Below are 17,802 nucleotides of genomic sequence, written 5' to 3'. Positions count from 1 at the left end.
ATGCCTTTTAAAATCTACAAAAAATACGTCATGCTGCTGGCGTTTACTGCCCCGGCACTGATCTTTTACGCCATCTTCCTGCTTATTCCAACGATCAGCGGCATGTACTACAGCTTTACAGACTGGAATGGATTGAATCCCAATTACAACTTTATCGGCTTGGGGAACTTTGTGGAATCCTTGAAGGAAGACCCCGATTTTCTCAATTCCCTTTGGTTTACACTTAAATACGTGTTGGTCATGATCGTGCTACAAAATGTACTTGCGCTAGTACTGGCAGTGTTGATTGAATCACGCACACGTAGCAAAGGATTTTTTCGGACGATATTTTTTATGCCCAATATGATCAGTACTATTATTAGCGCATTTATGTGGACATTCGTTTTTTCCTCCGTGCTGCCGCAGATTGCTGAAAAGACGGCCATCGCCTTTTTAGGTCAATCATGGCTGGGCGATCCGAAAGTATCGTTCTTTTCCATCATTATTGTCTCGCTCTGGAATGGTGTGGGATATATGATGATCATCTATCTGGCTGCACTTCAGGGTGTACCACAAAGCTTGAAGGAGGCTGCTATTATTGATGGAGCGAACGCATTTCAGACATTGCGAAGTGTGACGCTGCCGATGATTACCCACGCGATTACGATCTGTTTCTTCCTGACACTTAACGGTGCCTTCAAGGTGTACGAGGTCGTGTATGGGCTGACTGGCGGGGGACCGGGACGCAGTACACAAGTCATTACAATGAACATTTATGAGGAGGCGTTCTCCAACAACTTCCGTTATGGTTATGCGAGCGCTAAATCCGTTATTTTGTTCGCCATTGTGCTCATCTTCACTCTGATCCAGCTACGTGTCATGAAGAAGAGGGAGGTGGAGGCATGAGGCTGAAAAAAGCTAATTCCTTGCTGATCACGCTGATGCTGTGCGTGGGCGCAGTCGTGTCCTTCTTCCCAATCTACATGGCGGTCATTAATTCGTTTAAAACACAGGGTGAGATGTTTGCATCCTTTACGGCGCTGCCGACGAAGCTTCACTTTGAAAATTACAGCCAGGCCTTTCATCAGACCCATTTGCTGAACAGCGCTCTGAATTCTACAATTATTTCTTTTATCGGCATTGGCGGGATCGTGGTCTGTTCGGCACTGGCAGGCTACAAGCTGTCTCGTACAAGTGGAAAACTGAGCAGTGCGATTTTCTTTCTGTTTGTTGCGTCCATGCTGGTGCCTTTTCACTCTATAATGATACCGCTTACACGAATGGCAAAAGATTTGTCTGTTCAAGGCAGTACGTACGGCTTGGCTTTGATCTATATCGGTTTGGGCGTGAACATGGCCATCTTTTTGTATCATGGATTCGTCAAATCCATCCCGCGTGAGCTGGAAGAATCCGCGCAAATGGACGGCTGCAATGAGTTCCAAACGTTCTTTCGCATTATATTTCCCTTGCTGCTGCCGATCACCGTCACAATTGCCATTTTGGATTTCCTGTGGATTTGGAATGACTTTTTACTTCCACTTTTGATGCTGACGGATGTGAACCATTACACCCTGATTCTCTCGACCAATATGTTGTTTGGAGAATACAACAAGGATTGGTCGCTCATTCTGGCTGCGCTCGTGCTGACCTCCATCCCGGTTATTCTGATCTATGCCTTTTTTCAAAAATTCATTATGGAAGGCATTGCGGAGGGAGCAGTTAAGGGATAAGCTGTGCTTCTCATTGCTAAAAAAATCCTTTCTTAACCACGAACGTTTTCAAAAGAGACTAAACAGCCTGAGCCCCTACGAATATGGGACTCAGGCTGTTTAAATAGGGCTTATTAATAACTGGCTGCTTGATAGGGAACTTCAGTTCATAAGGGCATGCTTTTTTGTCGTGCTTGATGACGTCCTAATCTTCCAGGAACTTGCTGTCTTCTTGGGATAACACGTACGATGCCTTGCTGCCGAACCGGGAGCCGAATGCTTACTGTGAGCTTTACTTCGCAAACAGCGTGCTGCTATTCGTATTGTTCTGCGGAGCATAGGCACCGTCCCAGGTGATAAAGAAGCTTGCTCCAGTATAGATCTCATTCAGGGCATTGCTCCAAAGCGAATAATCGAATTCCTTGAGCTGATTATTGTTGCGATCCACATGGTCGCCGCCCACGGCTGGTCCAATCTCACAGAAGCCATAAGTTTTGCCAAGTCCTTTGATGTCATTGTAAGCCATCTTGATTTCATTGTCATTGGACGGATCGTCGCTGTAGGCGTCGATGCCAATCCAAGTGACATAGCTGGAGCCGGGATAATAAGCGGCCGCGTTGGCTCCTTTATTTGGAGCATAGACAAAATTGACGTTGGACATGCCATGGGTCGTCACGATGTAATCGTACAGATTGATGTACAGGTTCTTATAGTCCGTCGTGTTCTTGTTTCCCCACCAGAACCAGCCTCCGTTCATTTCATGGAAGGGTCTGTAATAGACGGGGGATGAGTCAAACTTTTGCAGGCTAGTCACAACATTGTCAATCTGAGCCTTATAATTTTGCAGCCATACGGGGCTGGATGAATTGATGGATGAAATGTCTGTATTGGCCAAGATCTTAAAATCGGAATCAGACATCGGGGCGTTTACATTTCCACCCTGGGGATTGGGCATGTGGGTAGAAATGGTAACGATTTTACCTAAGCCTTGGATGGCTGAGGCGCTATGGGAGGTAATGGAGGCTGCATCGCTTCCCCCGTAGTTCCAGTTCAGCAGATCATAAGAGACGATGTCAGGGTTGTAGGTCTGGACAGGACTGGTGTCTACACTTCCGTCATAGCCCAGGAACATGCCAGTATAATTGATATTACTCTCCGCGCCTGCCGTCATCGGTAGCGCGAATAATAACGCAGCCCCGGTCAGGGCGGTGATCAAGCTCTTCGTTTTCTTGAATGAATTCATATTGGTTGGTTATCCTCCTAATGTTTTATATCTTGCTATCGGTTAACGCAAGATAAGGTGTGTTAAGTGAAAAATGTTCTAGTACACTACCTCCTCGGATCGGCTGGTTGACTTTTACTATCAATCACAACGTACATTATTTTTAGCGAGTTGATCCCATCTTCCTATAGGAAAGGGCTTTTTGGCGAACCCTCAATTATATCGACTGCAAGGAAAAAAACTAAAATAGTTCTATTGAAGTAAAAATTATTTCATATAACAATAAACTATCAATTTCTGCAAACAGTGGTAGAGGCTAAGTATGTGAAAAAGAAAATATTTCCGGTTCATTTTTATGAATTTTTAATTCACTCTTATGAATTTTGATTGCAATTATTGTTATTCTTGTACTATATAGAGAATTCATACTCGCACACTTGACGTTACATCTATTTCTACACACCATTGTTTTTAACAGAAATTAAGCAGCCTAAGACCGTATGAATATCGGACTTAGGCTGCTTAAGGTTGCTTTTTTATTACTGTTTACTTAACAGAGATCAGTTCAATTATAGAAAGGCCTCTTATTTTGGAATGACCACACATCCAACTTTCACTTCGACAAACAGCTTATTATGAAAAATAAAAGCGAAATGATGATTATAATTAGATAAATACTAGAAATTCGTCTTCCAATAAGAGCTCCAAAATCTTCAGGATTTTTATATCCAATGATTAAGCTAGGAATAAAAAAAATACTCGATACAAAAATAGTGTAGTGGAACCCAGTATTATTAACAGGATTGGACCATGCTGACATTCCTAAAAAGGAAAGCAACTGGTCTCCGAATATGTAATCGCCAAATTCAAAAGAAACAGCCATGCCAAGAAGAGATAACAGCAGTGAAAGTGATCCCCGGCCTATTTTCTTTCTGTTGTTTCTCAACACTGTGAAAATAATTAGTAAAATCACAATTGCCTGTATGCTGTATGTCAATATCATTGAAAACATGAAATACCTCCTCGAACATTAGAATCAAATGATCGAATGCCAATTTCGCGAGTGATTATACCATATTTTGTAATTCCTTCATATATAGTTCGATACGGAGTTCGGTAGCGCAGCGGTCCGTTTGGAGCTAGAGAAGCAACAGCGATCGTAAGATCAAATGGAACGCAGAGCGGCCTTAGCCATACAATATTTCATCTGAAAGTAAAAGGAGATGATTATGTTGGCTACCTTCTCGGCCGCGCTTCAAGTGAAAAAGCGGATGGCCAAGCGAGTCTTAAAAATGTCCGGTGTTCACGGCATTGGCGTAGGCTACAGGGACCCTGCGCACCCCAAAAAGGGAGCCGCTGTCATTGTGTACACGGACCGTCTAGCGTCGGCCTCTACTGGACTCTTGTCGGCCACTGCCTTAGGGAAGAAATCGAACGTTCCTGTCCGAATTGTAAAGACTGGAAAAATCAGGGCTAATGCTACGGACTACAAAGTGCGCATCCGCCCGGTCATCGCCGGCTACAGTGTCGGGACGATTGAAGGCTCCGGTACAACCGGACTTATCGTTGCCCCAACTGGAGCGCCGGCTACACGTTATCTTTTAAGCAATAACCATGTGCTCAATCCCTCCAATACAGACAATCGGGAGGCTACAATTCAGCCAGGCGGAGCCGATGGGGGGACGGTTGCCCAGGATCGTATAGGACGACTGTATCGTTACGTACGCTTAAATCCCACTGGAACGAACCTGATTGATGCAGCGCTTTCGCTTCCGACCCGCAACAACCTGCTCAATCCCCGTTATGCTACAGTGGGAGCGATTCCGGGTCATGTTACCGCCTATCGCATAGGAGAAAGATTGAAGAAGGTAGGGCGTACGAGCGGGCGGGTTAATGGCACGGTAGAGTCCGTCTATACGGACTTGCAAATCAATTATGGTGGTGAGTTGGGCCTGCTGACCTTCGAAGATCAGACGGTTATTAGAGGTACGACTCCTGTATCACTACCCGGGGATTCCGGCTCTGTATGGCTCAGACAGTCCGATAATTATGCAGCCGCGGTCAACTATGCAGGCACGGCAGATGGTCGCTTATCCATAGCCTTTCCAGTGCAGTGGGTCATGCAGGTATTCAACACACGAGTAGCCCGCCCCAGCGGGGCAGGCAGGGTGCTCAGGGTAGATACAGGATCTTCCCCTCGTTCCTATACTAGACAACTCACCAGTGAGGAGCTCGTTCGCTTAAGACCAAGAACGACACGTATTAGACGAAGCTAATTGCTCTGCAGATGGAAGAGCTACGGCTAGACCCCTCGGTAAAGTGGTCGATTTACCAGCTTTCCATAGGAAGGCTCGCTTCGGAAGCATCATCTCCCCGGATTTCTCCCCTGATTGCAGAATTAAGATAAGAAATCCGGGGCGGAGGCGATGGGAAGCACCCGCAAAAATAATTCACGATACCAATCATTTACGACGCCAATGATTCATGGTACGAATCATTCATAATACAAATCATTCACAATCTAAAACGTTAATGGCATGAAAGGAATGCATTAAATTAAGTTCATAATTACATTCTAATCGGCCCCTTCAGCATATGCTTGGACTCTCAAATCATGGGCTGTAATGGTGCTGCTTGCCGAGGCCAAGCCCCTGATTTCCTGAGCAGTCAGAGCTCTGTTGTAAATGATCAGCTCATCTACTGCACCGTTAAGATAAGGATCATCAAACTGGGATTTCCCAATGTAGTTCCAATCTGTCAGTCCAAGGCTGGAAGGTCTCAGCGTCATACCCGTGTTACGTGTCGCCTCTATACCGTCCACATACATAATTCCCGTAGTGCCTGACAGAGTCACTGCTACATGCTTCCACACCCCTGTCGCCAGTTCCGGGGCGTTCAGCTGCTGTTCCTCTCCGTTCCCCAAGACAGTGATGGCAAAACGCATACCTGTCCCTTCGGCCTTCGGGGTCAAAAACATATACCGATCTGTTCCTGCTCCAAAATCAAACAGACGAGCCCAGCCATTATGCGTGTTCACTCGTACCCATGCTGCAATCGTAAAGTCATTTAAACTGCTAACGATTCCGCCGGGCAGGCTGGCATAGGCGCCAATACCGTTAAGGCGCAGGGCATTGCCATTCCGCCCCGCGCTCCACGAGCCGCCAATTACACTGGCCTGCTGCCCATAACCTGACGAATCGGCTGCGGTTGATCCGGCCGTTTCGTTAAATTCATAATGGGCTATAATGTCCCCAGCGGGAGCTGGATTGCCTGTACTGGACTGAATGCGGATATCGTAGTTGGCTGCCGTACCGATGTTCAGGCTGGTTGTAGTCGCAGCACTGTTAACAGCAGTGACTGAGCCGGTTTTTGTGCCGTCTACCAGTACGTCATACGTACCTATCGCGAGTCCGGTTATTGTCACAGTAGTAGTATGAGCTGTGTCTGGTGTCGTATTTTTCAACATCAGACGGATGTTGTTCTTGGATTTGGACACGACGGCCAAGGTATATTGGTCCCGGTTCAACTCCAGACTCAGCTTCTGGGTGATCAGATGCAGACGCTGGAATACGCCATCTTTTGGAGTAACTGTATAGCTGTTATTGCTTTCTGCAACGTCACATCCATAACCGAACAAACCAAATATGGGATCGACAGCAACATCCGAACTTAGGACTTTAATGGCTCCAAACAGCCCCAGATCGGCTTCCCCGGACATGCCACGCCATCCGTTAAAGAGAGGGCCGCCGTCCAGACCAAGGGCGCCGTAATTGCCCTTACCTGCCTGATATGTCCAAGATACTGCCCCGATATTGGCAGGGTCCGGGCTGATCTGTCCTGAATTAATCGCCCCGATGTTCGCCAGTTTGGCGGCATAGGATAGGCGCTGGTCCACTTCTGGCTTGGACGAATAACGACGTGTCCAGTCATCCATCGCATAGCCCGCCAGCGAAGTGGTGTACTGGAAGTTCCACCAATTCTCTCCGGTGATTGTGACCGGATCAGCGTAATAGTACCAGACAGGCATATGTCCGCGTGCGGCGCGTGTTTTGGCATTGATTTTGCTCATCATTGTCGTATTGCCGTTCATTTTGGCAAGTGTATATACCGCCTCTTCGCCTGTATTGTCATAGTTGTACTCAGAGCCATAGGGATAGGTGGTGTTTTTGAAATTGTTGTACTTGGTAGCCATTTTGGCAATCATGTCGTTAGCCTCAGTAGTCAATCCTTCTTCCTGAAGCGCCTTAATCATATCAGGTGTGGTCAGCTCACCCATAAGCCCTGTGTTCCAGTTATAAGCAACAGGACCTTCATACAACGCTTTAAAAATACGATAAGCACGTAGCAAATATGTGTTTTTGCTATTGCGATAGCTGACCAGGTTGGGATACAGCTTGGCAAGTTTATACATGCTGAAAAACGTATTATAAATGTGCGGATAGGCATAGCCCCGGTATGTTGGTGTCGTATTAGGTTGTGGCATCAGGAAATCAGGGACCAAATAATCGGTATGATGGCCTTCCATCAGATTCGTCCAGATAGCCACCTCCAGATAATCATCGACAGCCTTGATCTCGGAGGCCACGGGCTTCTGGACATTTTTCTCCGCTAGAAACTGGCCGTGAGTTAATCCCCAATCATCACCCCAGCCCCAGTAGCCAGCAAAGCTGTTGCGTTTGGCCTTATATTGCATCATCCAGTCGTCAAACACCTTGTCCCGCAGGTCTCCCGGTACGTTCCATTGGGTGCTGTTGACCATGAAGGTGGAGTGACGCTGAAGTGCAGTGTCAACCGGCTCAATGGCATAGAACTGGAGAACGGTTTTTTCGCCGTTACCGTAATTTACTGTAATATTGTTGTGACCCAATCGTCCCAGTGTAAGCTCATATATTTTGTGGTTTGTAGGGGTATTTTCCAAATAGCTGATGGTCGTTTCGGAGGGATACTGCGCTGTGACAGAGGTAATGGATTTACTTGTATGCAGATCGAATTTAGCTTTGAGATTGGTCGGGACAATCATACCCGGAACCACGGTCACATCCACATGCCCCTCGCTGTATAGCCTGTCCTTTACAGCCTGCTCGTCCGTTACCTTGTAGAATTTATAGGCATACGTTTTGCTTTCACCAGGGGCCAGCGACAGACTGGTGCTTCCGATATAACCACGGTTGGTGCTTTTGATGACATTGGAGTGGATATAGAACACATTCAGTCCCTCAGACCAGCCGCCTTGCTCCATAGCCCATGTACTGCCTGGATGCTCCTCGACTCTCCAGTGGTCCTGATATTCGAGACCAGCACCCGTTGCGGCATCAGGTAGCAGCAGGATATACGGTCCGATGCCGCTAGGTCGTCCAGCTGTAATAAAGGAACTGTGATGACCTACAAAGGAGTGAGAGAGTACCCTGGTTTCATAGATTTGTTCATTATTGCCACCGGACCAGTATTCGTTAAAAGGAAGCGGCAGCCCCCAATCTCCGATTTCCAGTGCTTGATTAGAAGTATTCGTTACTTTCATTTGCCAATGTAAATAGTCGTTAACCAACGAATAGGTTTCTTGTAAAGTGAAGTTGCGTATTCCCTGATGGTTGGAGGAATTTTGATAGGATACCTGGACGCTGTTACCAGAAGAGATGATCTGGCGCACATCAGCAGAATTGCTTGTCCATGCCCGAGTCCACGCCCCGTTACCGAGACGATAGGTGAACATGAGTTCACCCAGCCACTGATGATCTGACGTATTTTGTTTAGGTGCGTTAGAGCCGTTCATGACATAATTCGTATTGAAGGTGTCTCCTGTCAGACGTAAGGAAGAGATATCCCCATAATCCCCGATTGAGATGGAGAATATTTGATTAGATAGCTGTACTGCCATGCTATCAACCTCCTAACAAAGGTTCGTGAGTGTGCTCACATGTTAATATATGTGTCAAAAATACTTTTGCTACCCTATGCGTGAGAATTAATAGAAAATAGATTCATATAGATATCCTAGAAATATATTCATAGTGGAGGTAGAGCTATAATGAAAAATAAAATGGAGTCACCGAAGATTCCTGCGGACTTACCCGTATTAAATGAAGAAATACGCTCCATACGATCCAAAGACGAACTTAGTACAGGGTCTGTAGAGGATATTATTTTGGACAATATGGAAGCAGTTAAGGTTTCATTAGAGAAGATGGTCTTCAAAAATGTCACCATCATGGAATCATCATTGCCGGAAAGTGAATGGACAGACATCATTTTTGATAAATGCGATCTGTCTAATATTAATTTTTCCGGCTCCTTTATCCATCGGGTAGAGTTCAGAAATTGTAAATTGCTCGGAACGGATTTTTCGAGAAGTAGGCTCCAAAACGTTCGTTTTCTGGATTGCCTAGGGGATTATTCGATGTTCCGTTTTGCTAATTTCAAGCAAGTTGGTTTTGAGGATTGTTCTTTGATAAGTGCAGATCTTTATCATGCAACACTACAAAAAACCTCTTTTGCCCGTTGCAATCTGGATCAAGCCATCCTGTCGGGGGCCAAGCTCAAGGGAATTGATCTCAGTGATTGCGAATTTGACGGATTACAAGTGGAGATAGAAGACTTGAATGGTTGCATCATCTCACCGCATCAGGCTTCATCCTTTGTTGGCCTTTTGGGGCTAGTGATTAAATAAGGGGTTCAGGGCAAAGGTAGCCATAACAAAGAAAAGATCCGCCTAAGCGGATCTCTTGCATTTATTGATAGCTTATTTCTTTTTAATCACCGGACGTACAGGCTTCGTTGTCAAGACATTAAGCGCGTCACGTACTTCTGTGGCGAAAACAAGCGGCTTTTCTACTTTTTCAAAGTGGATGTACCAAAGGTTAGGGTTATCGAATAGCCAGTGATTGTGGAGTGCCGTCACTTTGATATCATGGTTACGAAGTCGAGAAATAAACGGATTAATTTCTGCGGTCAGAATCACAGTTTCGCCAAGACATAAACCTTTTCCGTTACGGCCAATGCTTTCGAAAGAAAAAGCTTGGGGGATGGCAAGAAAGGATCTGGCCCTTTTCCCCAAAATGATCGGCTTGATGTTATTTCTGACTGTAGATGCAGTACAAACTCCGTTAATGATTTGAGGTGTTGCTTTTAATATATCGGCAAACCGTTTACAAAGTGGACTAACTGCCATTTCTCTCACTCCAATTCTTTTAAGTTACTAGCATCATATGAAAGAGTGAGGGAATGGAAAGGGCAAGTCTTCTTTATCGTTAGTCTAATTTGCTATATACAAAGTACGAATAGAGTACCCTTTTATTGCCTTAGCGTTGCTCCGTGATACTGATGTTTGATACTGTCCCAGGCCTGGCGCAGACGCATAATACCTTCGATAATCTGCTGCTCCGTTAAGTGAGCAAAGTTAAAGCAGGCTGAAGGAGGCCCCGGTGTCAGTTGGTAATCAGCAGCATCACGCCATGTGACTCCATAAAATCGTGCTGTCTGCATCAAATGATGATACTGGGCAGGTCCATGCTTCCAGATGGCATAGGCGTGTAGACCGCAATCGTTCTGCTGCCAGTGAAACAGCTCACTCAACGGCTGTATTTCATGCTGGAATACGTCGTAGCGTGATCTGTATATTCGAGTCATCCGCCGCAAATGACGAATGTAGTCTCCGCGCATCATAAAACGTGCCAGTGCACGCTGTTCCAAGCGGGCAGGCGGCAGGGGATCGTATAGTCGTTTGGCAGCAGTCAGCGCTTGAGCTAATGCCACAGGCAGGATGGCAAACCCGAGTCGAAGGCTGCTGAACATGCTTTTGGAAAAGGAACCGACATAGATGACACATTCCGCGCGATCCAGTGCTTTTAATGGTTCAATGGGGCGTCCTGCCCAGCGGAATTCACTGTCATAATCATCCTCAATGATCCACGCCCCCTTGGACGCTGCCCATTGCAGAATATGTTGACGGCGCGTTAATGGCAATACAGCACCGGTTGGAAACTGTCGTCCAGGCGTAACAAACAGGAGCTTGGCATCCCAATCCTGTGGAATAATTCCATGCTGATCCAGCTCAGCAGCGTGTATCTGTCCGCCTGAGGCAGTAACTGCACGGTAGATGCCGGAATAACAGGGATTCTCCAGTACAATGTTATCTTGTTCATGAATAAGCAGCTGACTTAATAACGTGATCACTTCCATGGAACCACTGCATAATACGACTTGATCCGGGGTAGCCGTAATTCCGCGTGTTCTGCCAACATGATGGCAAATCGCTTCACGCAGTCCTTTATCACCGTTCACTGGTGCAGGCGTTGAGTCATCCGAAGGCTTTTGCAGGTCCTTGCCAGCGGCAGCCAATGCACTTTTCCATGCGATCTGTGAGCTGCCCTCCAATACATCTTCTTCTGCTTGAAAAGAAATCAAAGGCAGCTGTGCACCGTCTCTATCCGTAGCAGACACAGGAGCCGAGTATAAGGCCCGTTCTCTTTCGAGCTGCATTATTCGTTGTCCCCATGCTGACAGAGCAGGGGCTTTTTGTTTTGCAATAGGCGGGGTTTGGTTCTGCTGATCGATTAGAGATTCGTCTGGCAGCATTGCAGTCTGTTCCATAACAAAGGTTCCTCTGCCTACTAGCGAATTCACATATCCTTCTGCCAACAGCATATCGTATGCTTCTTTAACACTTCCGCGCGAAATGCCATACATCACAGCCAGATCACGACTGGAAGGCAGGCGCGTACCGCTGGCAAGGGAGCCAGTGAGAATCCCCTCTCGAAGAGCGTGATACAATGCCAAGTATTTCAAATGATATTTTTGAATTGCACGCTGATATGCAATCGTAATGTCCATACTTTTCTCCTTATATTGGACCAGTCATTTCCGTTTATATTGGATCTTTTTAATAATCCATTTTCAACATAATCTGAAATGTATCATTGGTCAATAGATGGAAGGAGAGTCCCCTATGAGAAGAAAGGAATTTACGGTAGAAGAACTAGAGGAAATAGAGCAGTTTCTAAGCGAGGTAAGTTTCGGATTTTTAGGCATGAACAGCGAGGATGGTTTTCCGCGTGTGGTTCCCTTGAATTTCGCTTATGGAAATGGCGTTTTTTATATTCATGGCAGCCGTGCTGGAGAAAAGATGGAACGGATGAAAGAGGACAATCGGGTTACTTTTTCAGCTGCCAAAGAATATGCGCTCATTCCATCTTATTTCACGGATGAACATATGGCATGTCCTGCGACCTCATTTTTTAAAAGTATTACCGTGCGTGGTCATGCGGAGCATGTAGTGGATTTGGAAGAAAAAGCATCAGCATTTTCCATTTTTATGAGTAAGCTGCAACCGGAAGGCGGATATGACACGATTGATGCCAGCGATTCTCGGTATGCCTCACGTTTAAAAGGGGTCGCTCTGATCAAAATTGTACCCGAGGAATGGACCGCCAAGTTTAAATTCGGACAAAATGTTAAAGATCAGGAGCGTCAGCAAATTATCGACGGCTTGCAACAACGGGGGCTGGATGATGATCTGATAACGATTAAGATGATGCGCAAATATGGTCCTCATCACTGATATATATATATCGAAAGTCTGGATTTCACAAAATTCTCAAGTATAAATTTTTAAATTCGGCGTAATAATTCCTGCTCGCTTATCTATCTAATTGGTTAATTATACCTTGTAGGGGGAATACCCTTGATTTTCCATAACATTCAGTCCTTCTATATTAGGACTTTTGAAGGAAAGGTATATATCATCCTCAAGCCCGTTGTTCTTACTGCAAAGGAACTTTATAATACGATAGATTTGTGGTGTAAGGGGGCAAAACCGTGATGAGAGCAGGAGTCAGAAGTCGGGAAGGTCGGCGGTTGTTACTGGAAGCGGGGGCTGAAGAGTTCGCTCAGACGGGGTTTTACCAAACTAAGGTAAGTTCGATTGCGGCACGTGCAGGATTGACGCAGCCGGATTTTTATATTCATTTTGAAAGCAAGGAACAAATGTATGAGGAGCTTGTGGAGAGCTTCCGTACTTTGGTGAATGAGACGGTACAAAGTATGAAGATTGGCCCGGACCTAAGCGAAGCTGAAGTTTTGAGACGGGGACAAGCTTTTCTGGAAGCTATTTTTCGCATGTTGTCTAATAATCCGGCGATCACTCGTGTCGGTTTTTATCAGGCGGCAGACTCGGTACACATCAAGGCGGAAATGGCAGAGCATATCAAGAAGCATCTGCTGGCGGCACAACGATGGGGTTCCTGCCGTGAGGAACTTGACCCTGAACTGACAGCAGAATGCGTGATCGGTTTGATAGAACGACTGACGTTAACGAAATTGCTGCCTGGACGTGAAAGCCCGTCTGTACTTGCCAAGCAGGCAAGAAATCTCCTGTATCACGGAATGCTCGCATCCGAGGAATAACTGAACCCCAAATCCACATTTGGGCGGCAGGCGCGGCATTTGTCCCTATCATGGACGGTGGCATAAGCATAAGATGCTTTTGTAAACCATGAAGGGAGGAATCACCATGTCTGGAGTAGGCGCTGGTTATGGAGCTTTTACATCTACAGGAGCGATTCTGGTACTTTTCATTCTGCTCGTTATTATTTCCAAAGCATTCGTTATCTAATTCTCAGTTGAAGAATTTGATTTCGGGCGATTTGTTGTAATCGACAGAGGGAGGAGGAATTTGAGATGGGTGAAGTAGATAGAAGCTGTGGCGGTGGCGGCTACGGCATGTGGACTTCCACTGGTGTAATTTTGGTACTCTTCATATTGCTGGTTATCATCACACGTACTATTTTCATCTAAGCGATATTCATGGGCTTGAGCGCCGATGCTTCGGGTCTATGACTATGCAATCCCAAATAGGAACCGTCTCTAACAGAGGCGGTTTCTTTTTAATTCAAAGTTTACGTTGACGTTAACGTTATATAGGCGTAGTATTTATATATAATCTTTTTCATAAGGTGGGTGTCATGGTTACGTATAAAATTGATGAGGTCGCGAAGCAAAGCGGTTTGACCAAGCGAACTATTCGTTATTATGAGGAAATCGGCTTATTGCCCTCTCCGCAGCGCAGTGAAGGAAATATGCGGCTGTATACGCAGGAGGATGTGGATTTACTAAAAAAAATAGTGAGTGCCAAGGAAGTGCTTGGCTTTTCTTTGCAAGAGCTTCAGCGTTACATGTCCGCAGCAGAAATGCTCAAGGGGCAGCGGGAGGAATATCGCGAGCGCACAGAGCATTTGCAGCCAATCGAGCGACGGGCCATGTTGGAGGATATGGAACGTACGCTGAACGAACAGTTGGACTTAATGGTGGGGAAAATCAACAGTATCCGTATGCTCCAGACAGAGCTGGAGGAGCTGCGGGTTAGGGTGCGTGAACGTAAGATTCTTCTGGATGAGGAACTTGAGCGCGATCCATCATAACAAGAACATTGACATTCAGATGTGGAGGTAACATCCTATTATGAGTTCACAACATGCATTACCTGAAGAGTTAAAAGAACGCTCAGGCTTGCTGTCTCAACCTAAAGCGGTATGGGCGGTCGCCTTTGCCTGTGTTATTTCATTTATGGGTCTGGGATTAGTCGATCCGATTCTTCCGGCCATTGCCGATCAGCTTCATGCTACGAAAAGCCAAGTGTCATTGCTGTTTACCAGCTATAATCTGGTGACAGGCGTTGCGATGCTGATTACGGGCGTCGTATCAAGTCGATTGGGTGTCAAATGGACGCTACTAACCGGGATTTTATTTATTATTGTGTTTGCCGGATTGGGCGGTACGGCCAATACAGTTGGCGGAATTGTAGGCTACCGAGCAGGCTGGGGTTTGGGGAACGCTTTGTTTATCGCAACAGCGTTATCTGCGATTGTTGGTCTGTCCACTTCTGGAACAGCTAAAGCGATTATTTTGTATGAAGCGGCCTTGGGCCTCGGGATTTCAGTCGGCCCGCTGCTAGGTGGTGAGTTAGGTTCCATTTCCTGGCGTGGTCCGTTTTTCGGTGTAGCCGGACTGATGGTAGTGGGATTTTTGTTCATTACGTTTATGCTGCCTTCGATTCCAAAGCCCAAAAAACGTGGTTCCATTGCTGATCCGTTCAAAGCGCTAAGTTATCCTGCCTTGTTCACGCTCGGCATTGTCGCATTGTTATATAACTTTGGATTCTTTACGTTGATGGCGTATTCTCCATATGTAATGCATTTAGACGAGCATGGTTTGGGTTACGTTTTTTTTGGTTGGGGAATTATGCTGGCCTTTACCTCGGTGTTTGTAGCACCAAAGATTCAAGCACGCTTGAGCGTGGTATCTTCCATTAGTATCATGCTGACGCTATTTGCCATTGATTTAGGTGTTATGGCGATTGGGACGGTAGCTGGTTCGCCAACGACTGTCATTGTCGCCGTCATTGTAGCTGGTATTTTTCTGGGGATTAATAATACATTGATTACAACTGCTGTTATGCAGGCTGCTCCAGTGGAGCGCTCGACAGCATCTGCGGCCTACAGTTTTATGCGTTTTTTGGGCGGGGCCATTTCGCCGTGGCTTGCAGGGAAGCTGTCAGAGTGGTACTCAGCAGAAACCCCGTTTTATTTTGGAGCATTGATGGTACTGATTGGTGTAGCTGTGCTGATCGTACGTCGTCGACATATGCAGGACATTCAGGTAGATGCACACTAATATTGAACTTCTGGGGAGGAAAAGAATATGAGCGAATTCAAACAGATTCTGGTCGCGATTGATGGTTCGGAACACGCTATGAAGGCATTGGAGACAGCCAAAACGTTATCCAAGCAGCTTCAGGGAAACCTGCATCTGACCGTATTGCATGTAAATCCGACTTTATCCATGAATGAGCCCCCGGTTGGGATTGATGTGGATGAGCGGATCGAAGAGGAAGGTCGTCATATTCTGGAGCCTGCAGCCGACTATTTGAAGGACGAGGGCATTTCGTACCGTATGCTGGCGGGTCATGGTGATCCGGCGAGTGTTATTTGCGAGAGTGCAAAGCAGGAAAAGGTGGATATGATCATTATGGGAACACGGGGACAGGGACTTGTTTCGGAGCTGATCCTGGGTAGTGTGAGTCATCATGTGATTCAGCATGCACCTTGTCCGGTACTGACGGTAAAATAGATGTTAAAAGGAACATTGATATAGAGAAAAGGAGGGGAAAAGCATGCAGCAGCATTTATTTATTGGTGGTGAATGGCAAGTAGCTTCATCATATACGACACTGAAATCACCGTATTCCAGGGAAGTCATTGCTGAGGTAGCAGAGGCCACTGCTGAGGATGCCAAGGCCGCTATTCAGGCCGCATCTGATGCATGTGCAGAGATGCGGGCCATGCCAGCGCACCAGCGGTCAGCTATCTTGGAGAAGCTGGCTGACCTGCTGGAAGAGCGACGTGAGGATGCAGCGCGTACCATTGCACGTGAAGCGTCCAAGCCATGGAAGGCTGCGCTTGCGGAAGTTGATCGGACGGTACAAACCTACAAGTTTGCAGCCGAAGAAGCCAAGCGCATTCACGGAGAGACCATTCCGCTGGATGCAGCACCAGGCGGCGAGGGCCGTATGGCCTACACGCTCAAAGAACCCGTCGGGGTAGTAGGAGCTATTACACCATTTAACTTCCCGATGAACTTGGTCGCTCATAAAGTGGGCCCTGCGCTGGCAGCAGGCAATACGGTCGTATTGAAGCCTGCGGAGCAGACACCACTGTCGGCTTACTTGATCGCGGAGTTGTTGGAGCAGGCCGGGTTGCCTGCGGGCGCTCTTAACGTGATCAGCGGCGATGGCAAAACGATTGGCGACGTACTTGTCACTGATCCACGCGTCAGCTATATCACCTTCACCGGTAGCCCGGCAGTCGGTACAGAAATTCGCTCCAAGGCTGGCTTGAAGCGGGTCACGCTGGAGCTGGGTTCCAACGCGGCTGTTATTATTGACCGTGATACAGATGTGGACGCGATCATCGACCGTTGTGTGAGTGGAGCCTTTGCCAATCAGGGGCAGGTATGTATCTCGGTTCAACGTATTTACGTTGTCGGTGAGCTGTATGATACGTTCGTATCCCGATTTATAGAAGCGACTCAACGTTTAAAAATCGGAGATCCGCTAGACCCGGACACGGACGTATCGGCGCTCATCTCAGCCAAGGATGTCGAGCGTGTTCGTGAGTGGCTGGAGGAAGCAGTCCAAGCAGGCGGGAGAATCGCTCTGGGTGGTCATGCCGAAGGTGGGATTCTGGAGCCGACCGTATTGCTCAATGTGGACCCGACTTCCAAGGTGTCTTGTCGCGAAGTGTTTGCCCCACTTGTGCTGATTCATTCCGTTAGCTCTGTAGATGAGGCTGTGAGCCATGTGAATGATTCAATTTATGGCTTACAGGCGGGGATTTACACACGTAATATCACGACCGCGCTGGATGCAGCGGACAAGCTTGAGGTAGGGGGCGTGATGATCAATGACATACCAAGCTTCCGTGTTGACCATATGCCGTATGGCGGTGTGAAGCAAAGTGGCACTGGACGCGAAGGTGTAAAGTACGCTATGGAAGAAATGTTGGAAACCAAGCTGATCGTTATTAAACGGTAAATAGCTGTATAAAAGCCTATCTGATGGACATGGATAATACGTTTTACGTATATCTGCTCATTAGATGGGCCTTTTTTTCTCATTATTTGCGCGATAGTAACAGTGGCAAGTTGAACCAAAACCACTTGCGAAATAAAAAGGAATAAACTATACTGAGACCAATCAATTAGTGATTGATCAATTACTAATTGATTAACAATCAACGTAGGTGACATTTATGAGCAGCATACGCTTCAAGTTGACTGAACGTATCTTTATTGGAACTATGAATTGATGCAGATTCAGTTAGATGAAGAAGTATGAAACTAAGT

General features: G+C 46.5%; 16 protein-coding genes. 11 read left to right on the top strand and 5 right to left on the bottom strand.

The genetic code is table 11. From position 1 onward, the window contains the following. Both HFE01_RS21010 and HFE01_RS21005 read left to right on the top strand, forming a co-directional pair. A complete protein-coding gene (locus HFE01_RS21010) occupies window positions 1-885 on the top strand; it encodes a carbohydrate ABC transporter permease (protein ID WP_016819393.1) in 885 nt (294 codons plus the stop codon). Then, entirely contained in the window at window positions 882-1,709 is an 828-nt protein-coding gene (locus HFE01_RS21005; protein WP_017425736.1) for a carbohydrate ABC transporter permease, read from the top strand. The genes HFE01_RS21010 and HFE01_RS21005 overlap by 4 nt, the downstream gene beginning before the upstream one ends. Window positions 1,710-1,980: 271 nt before the next feature. Here HFE01_RS21005 and HFE01_RS21000 read toward each other — a convergent pair whose 3' ends face one another. Continuing rightward, on the bottom strand, window positions 1,981-2,931 hold the full coding sequence (locus HFE01_RS21000) for a glycoside hydrolase family 26 protein (RefSeq protein WP_016819391.1): 951 nt from the start codon (window positions 2,929-2,931) through the stop codon (window positions 1,981-1,983). Between the two features lie 592 nt (window positions 2,932-3,523). Beyond that, complete coding sequence (locus tag HFE01_RS20995; RefSeq protein ID WP_107734944.1) at window positions 3,524-3,922, bottom strand: hypothetical protein; 399 nt, start codon at window positions 3,920-3,922, stop codon at window positions 3,524-3,526. Window positions 3,923-4,139: 217 nt separating this feature from the next. On the opposite strand from HFE01_RS20995, the gene HFE01_RS20990 reads away from it, so the two are divergent. Continuing rightward, window positions 4,140-5,186: a hypothetical protein gene (locus HFE01_RS20990; RefSeq protein ID WP_016819389.1), complete on the top strand. Its 1,047-nt coding sequence runs from the start codon at window positions 4,140-4,142 to the stop codon at window positions 5,184-5,186. A 299-nt stretch (window positions 5,187-5,485) separates the two neighbouring features. On the opposite strand, the gene HFE01_RS20985 is transcribed toward HFE01_RS20990, so the two are convergent. Further along, window positions 5,486-8,785, bottom strand: coding sequence for a DUF5695 domain-containing protein (locus HFE01_RS20985; RefSeq protein ID WP_167438640.1), 3,300 nt, complete (start codon window positions 8,783-8,785; stop codon window positions 5,486-5,488). Between the two features lie 150 nt (window positions 8,786-8,935). On the opposite strand from HFE01_RS20985, the gene HFE01_RS20980 reads away from it, so the two are divergent. After that, the gene (locus HFE01_RS20980; protein WP_025363990.1) at window positions 8,936-9,574 is read left to right on the top strand and encodes a pentapeptide repeat-containing protein; all 639 of its coding nucleotides are present in this window, start codon (window positions 8,936-8,938) and stop codon (window positions 9,572-9,574) included. A 72-nt stretch (window positions 9,575-9,646) separates the two neighbouring features. On the opposite strand, the gene HFE01_RS20975 is transcribed toward HFE01_RS20980, so the two are convergent. Beyond that, a complete protein-coding gene (locus HFE01_RS20975) occupies window positions 9,647-10,075 on the bottom strand; it encodes a DUF1259 domain-containing protein (protein ID WP_016819386.1) in 429 nt (142 codons plus the stop codon). Between the two features lie 122 nt (window positions 10,076-10,197). Next, complete coding sequence (pdxR, locus tag HFE01_RS20970) at window positions 10,198-11,736, bottom strand: MocR-like pyridoxine biosynthesis transcription factor PdxR (protein WP_167438641.1); 1,539 nt, start codon at window positions 11,734-11,736, stop codon at window positions 10,198-10,200. 115 nt (window positions 11,737-11,851) lie between these two features. On the opposite strand from pdxR, the gene HFE01_RS20965 reads away from it, so the two are divergent. The 7 genes from HFE01_RS20965 to HFE01_RS20940 all read left to right on the top strand — a co-directional run bounded on the left by HFE01_RS20965 (window position 11,852) and on the right by HFE01_RS20940 (window position 17,491). After that, complete coding sequence (locus HFE01_RS20965) at window positions 11,852-12,463, top strand: pyridoxamine 5'-phosphate oxidase family protein (RefSeq protein ID WP_167438642.1); 612 nt, start codon at window positions 11,852-11,854, stop codon at window positions 12,461-12,463. 260 nt (window positions 12,464-12,723) lie between these two features. Further along, complete coding sequence (locus HFE01_RS20960) at window positions 12,724-13,308, top strand: TetR/AcrR family transcriptional regulator (RefSeq protein WP_167438665.1); 585 nt, start codon at window positions 12,724-12,726, stop codon at window positions 13,306-13,308. Between the two features lie 106 nt (window positions 13,309-13,414). Continuing rightward, complete coding sequence (locus tag HFE01_RS27095) at window positions 13,415-13,516, top strand: hypothetical protein (protein WP_014599460.1); 102 nt, start codon at window positions 13,415-13,417, stop codon at window positions 13,514-13,516. A gap of 349 nt (window positions 13,517-13,865) precedes the next feature. Further along, window positions 13,866-14,321 carry a MerR family transcriptional regulator gene (locus HFE01_RS20955; RefSeq protein WP_167438643.1) on the top strand — a complete coding sequence of 152 codons (456 nt, stop codon included), beginning with the start codon at window positions 13,866-13,868 and terminating at the stop codon, window positions 14,319-14,321. 40 nt (window positions 14,322-14,361) lie between these two features. Further along, window positions 14,362-15,573: an MFS transporter gene (locus tag HFE01_RS20950; protein WP_064961764.1), complete on the top strand. Its 1,212-nt coding sequence runs from the start codon at window positions 14,362-14,364 to the stop codon at window positions 15,571-15,573. 27 nt (window positions 15,574-15,600) lie between these two features. Next, on the top strand, window positions 15,601-16,029 hold the full coding sequence (locus HFE01_RS20945) for a universal stress protein (protein WP_167438644.1): 429 nt from the start codon (window positions 15,601-15,603) through the stop codon (window positions 16,027-16,029). A 43-nt stretch (window positions 16,030-16,072) separates the two neighbouring features. After that, complete coding sequence (locus tag HFE01_RS20940) at window positions 16,073-17,491, top strand: aldehyde dehydrogenase family protein (protein WP_167438645.1); 1,419 nt, start codon at window positions 16,073-16,075, stop codon at window positions 17,489-17,491. The last annotated feature ends 311 nt before the right edge of the window (window positions 17,492-17,802 follow it).

Origin of the sequence: Paenibacillus sp. EKM10P (assembly GCF_011800655.1) — a bacterium.
GTDB lineage: Bacteria > Bacillota > Bacilli > Paenibacillales > Paenibacillaceae > Paenibacillus > Paenibacillus polymyxa.
The sequence above is the reverse complement of the archived record's forward strand: the minus strand, read 5'-3'. Positions and strand labels throughout refer to the sequence as shown.

Coding starts and splice junctions, on each gene's coding strand:
- HFE01_RS21010 (WP_016819393.1), top strand. CDS start 1: ATGCCTTTTAAAATCTACAAAAAATACGTCATGCTGCTGGCGTTTACT.
- HFE01_RS21005 (WP_017425736.1), top strand. CDS start 882: ATGAGGCTGAAAAAAGCTAATTCCTTGCTGATCACGCTGATGCTGTGC.
- HFE01_RS21000 (WP_016819391.1), bottom strand. CDS start 2,931: ATGAATTCATTCAAGAAAACGAAGAGCTTGATCACCGCCCTGACCGGG.
- HFE01_RS20995 (WP_107734944.1), bottom strand. CDS start 3,922: ATGTTTTCAATGATATTGACATACAGCATACAGGCAATTGTGATTTTA.
- HFE01_RS20990 (WP_016819389.1), top strand. CDS start 4,140: ATGTTGGCTACCTTCTCGGCCGCGCTTCAAGTGAAAAAGCGGATGGCC.
- HFE01_RS20985 (WP_167438640.1), bottom strand. CDS start 8,785: ATGGCAGTACAGCTATCTAATCAAATATTCTCCATCTCAATCGGGGAT.
- HFE01_RS20980 (WP_025363990.1), top strand. CDS start 8,936: ATGAAAAATAAAATGGAGTCACCGAAGATTCCTGCGGACTTACCCGTA.
- HFE01_RS20975 (WP_016819386.1), bottom strand. CDS start 10,075: ATGGCAGTTAGTCCACTTTGTAAACGGTTTGCCGATATATTAAAAGCA.
- pdxR (WP_167438641.1), bottom strand. CDS start 11,736: ATGGACATTACGATTGCATATCAGCGTGCAATTCAAAAATATCATTTG.
- HFE01_RS20965 (WP_167438642.1), top strand. CDS start 11,852: ATGAGAAGAAAGGAATTTACGGTAGAAGAACTAGAGGAAATAGAGCAG.
- HFE01_RS20960 (WP_167438665.1), top strand. CDS start 12,724: ATGAGAGCAGGAGTCAGAAGTCGGGAAGGTCGGCGGTTGTTACTGGAA.
- HFE01_RS27095 (WP_014599460.1), top strand. CDS start 13,415: ATGTCTGGAGTAGGCGCTGGTTATGGAGCTTTTACATCTACAGGAGCG.
- HFE01_RS20955 (WP_167438643.1), top strand. CDS start 13,866: ATGGTTACGTATAAAATTGATGAGGTCGCGAAGCAAAGCGGTTTGACC.
- HFE01_RS20950 (WP_064961764.1), top strand. CDS start 14,362: ATGAGTTCACAACATGCATTACCTGAAGAGTTAAAAGAACGCTCAGGC.
- HFE01_RS20945 (WP_167438644.1), top strand. CDS start 15,601: ATGAGCGAATTCAAACAGATTCTGGTCGCGATTGATGGTTCGGAACAC.
- HFE01_RS20940 (WP_167438645.1), top strand. CDS start 16,073: ATGCAGCAGCATTTATTTATTGGTGGTGAATGGCAAGTAGCTTCATCA.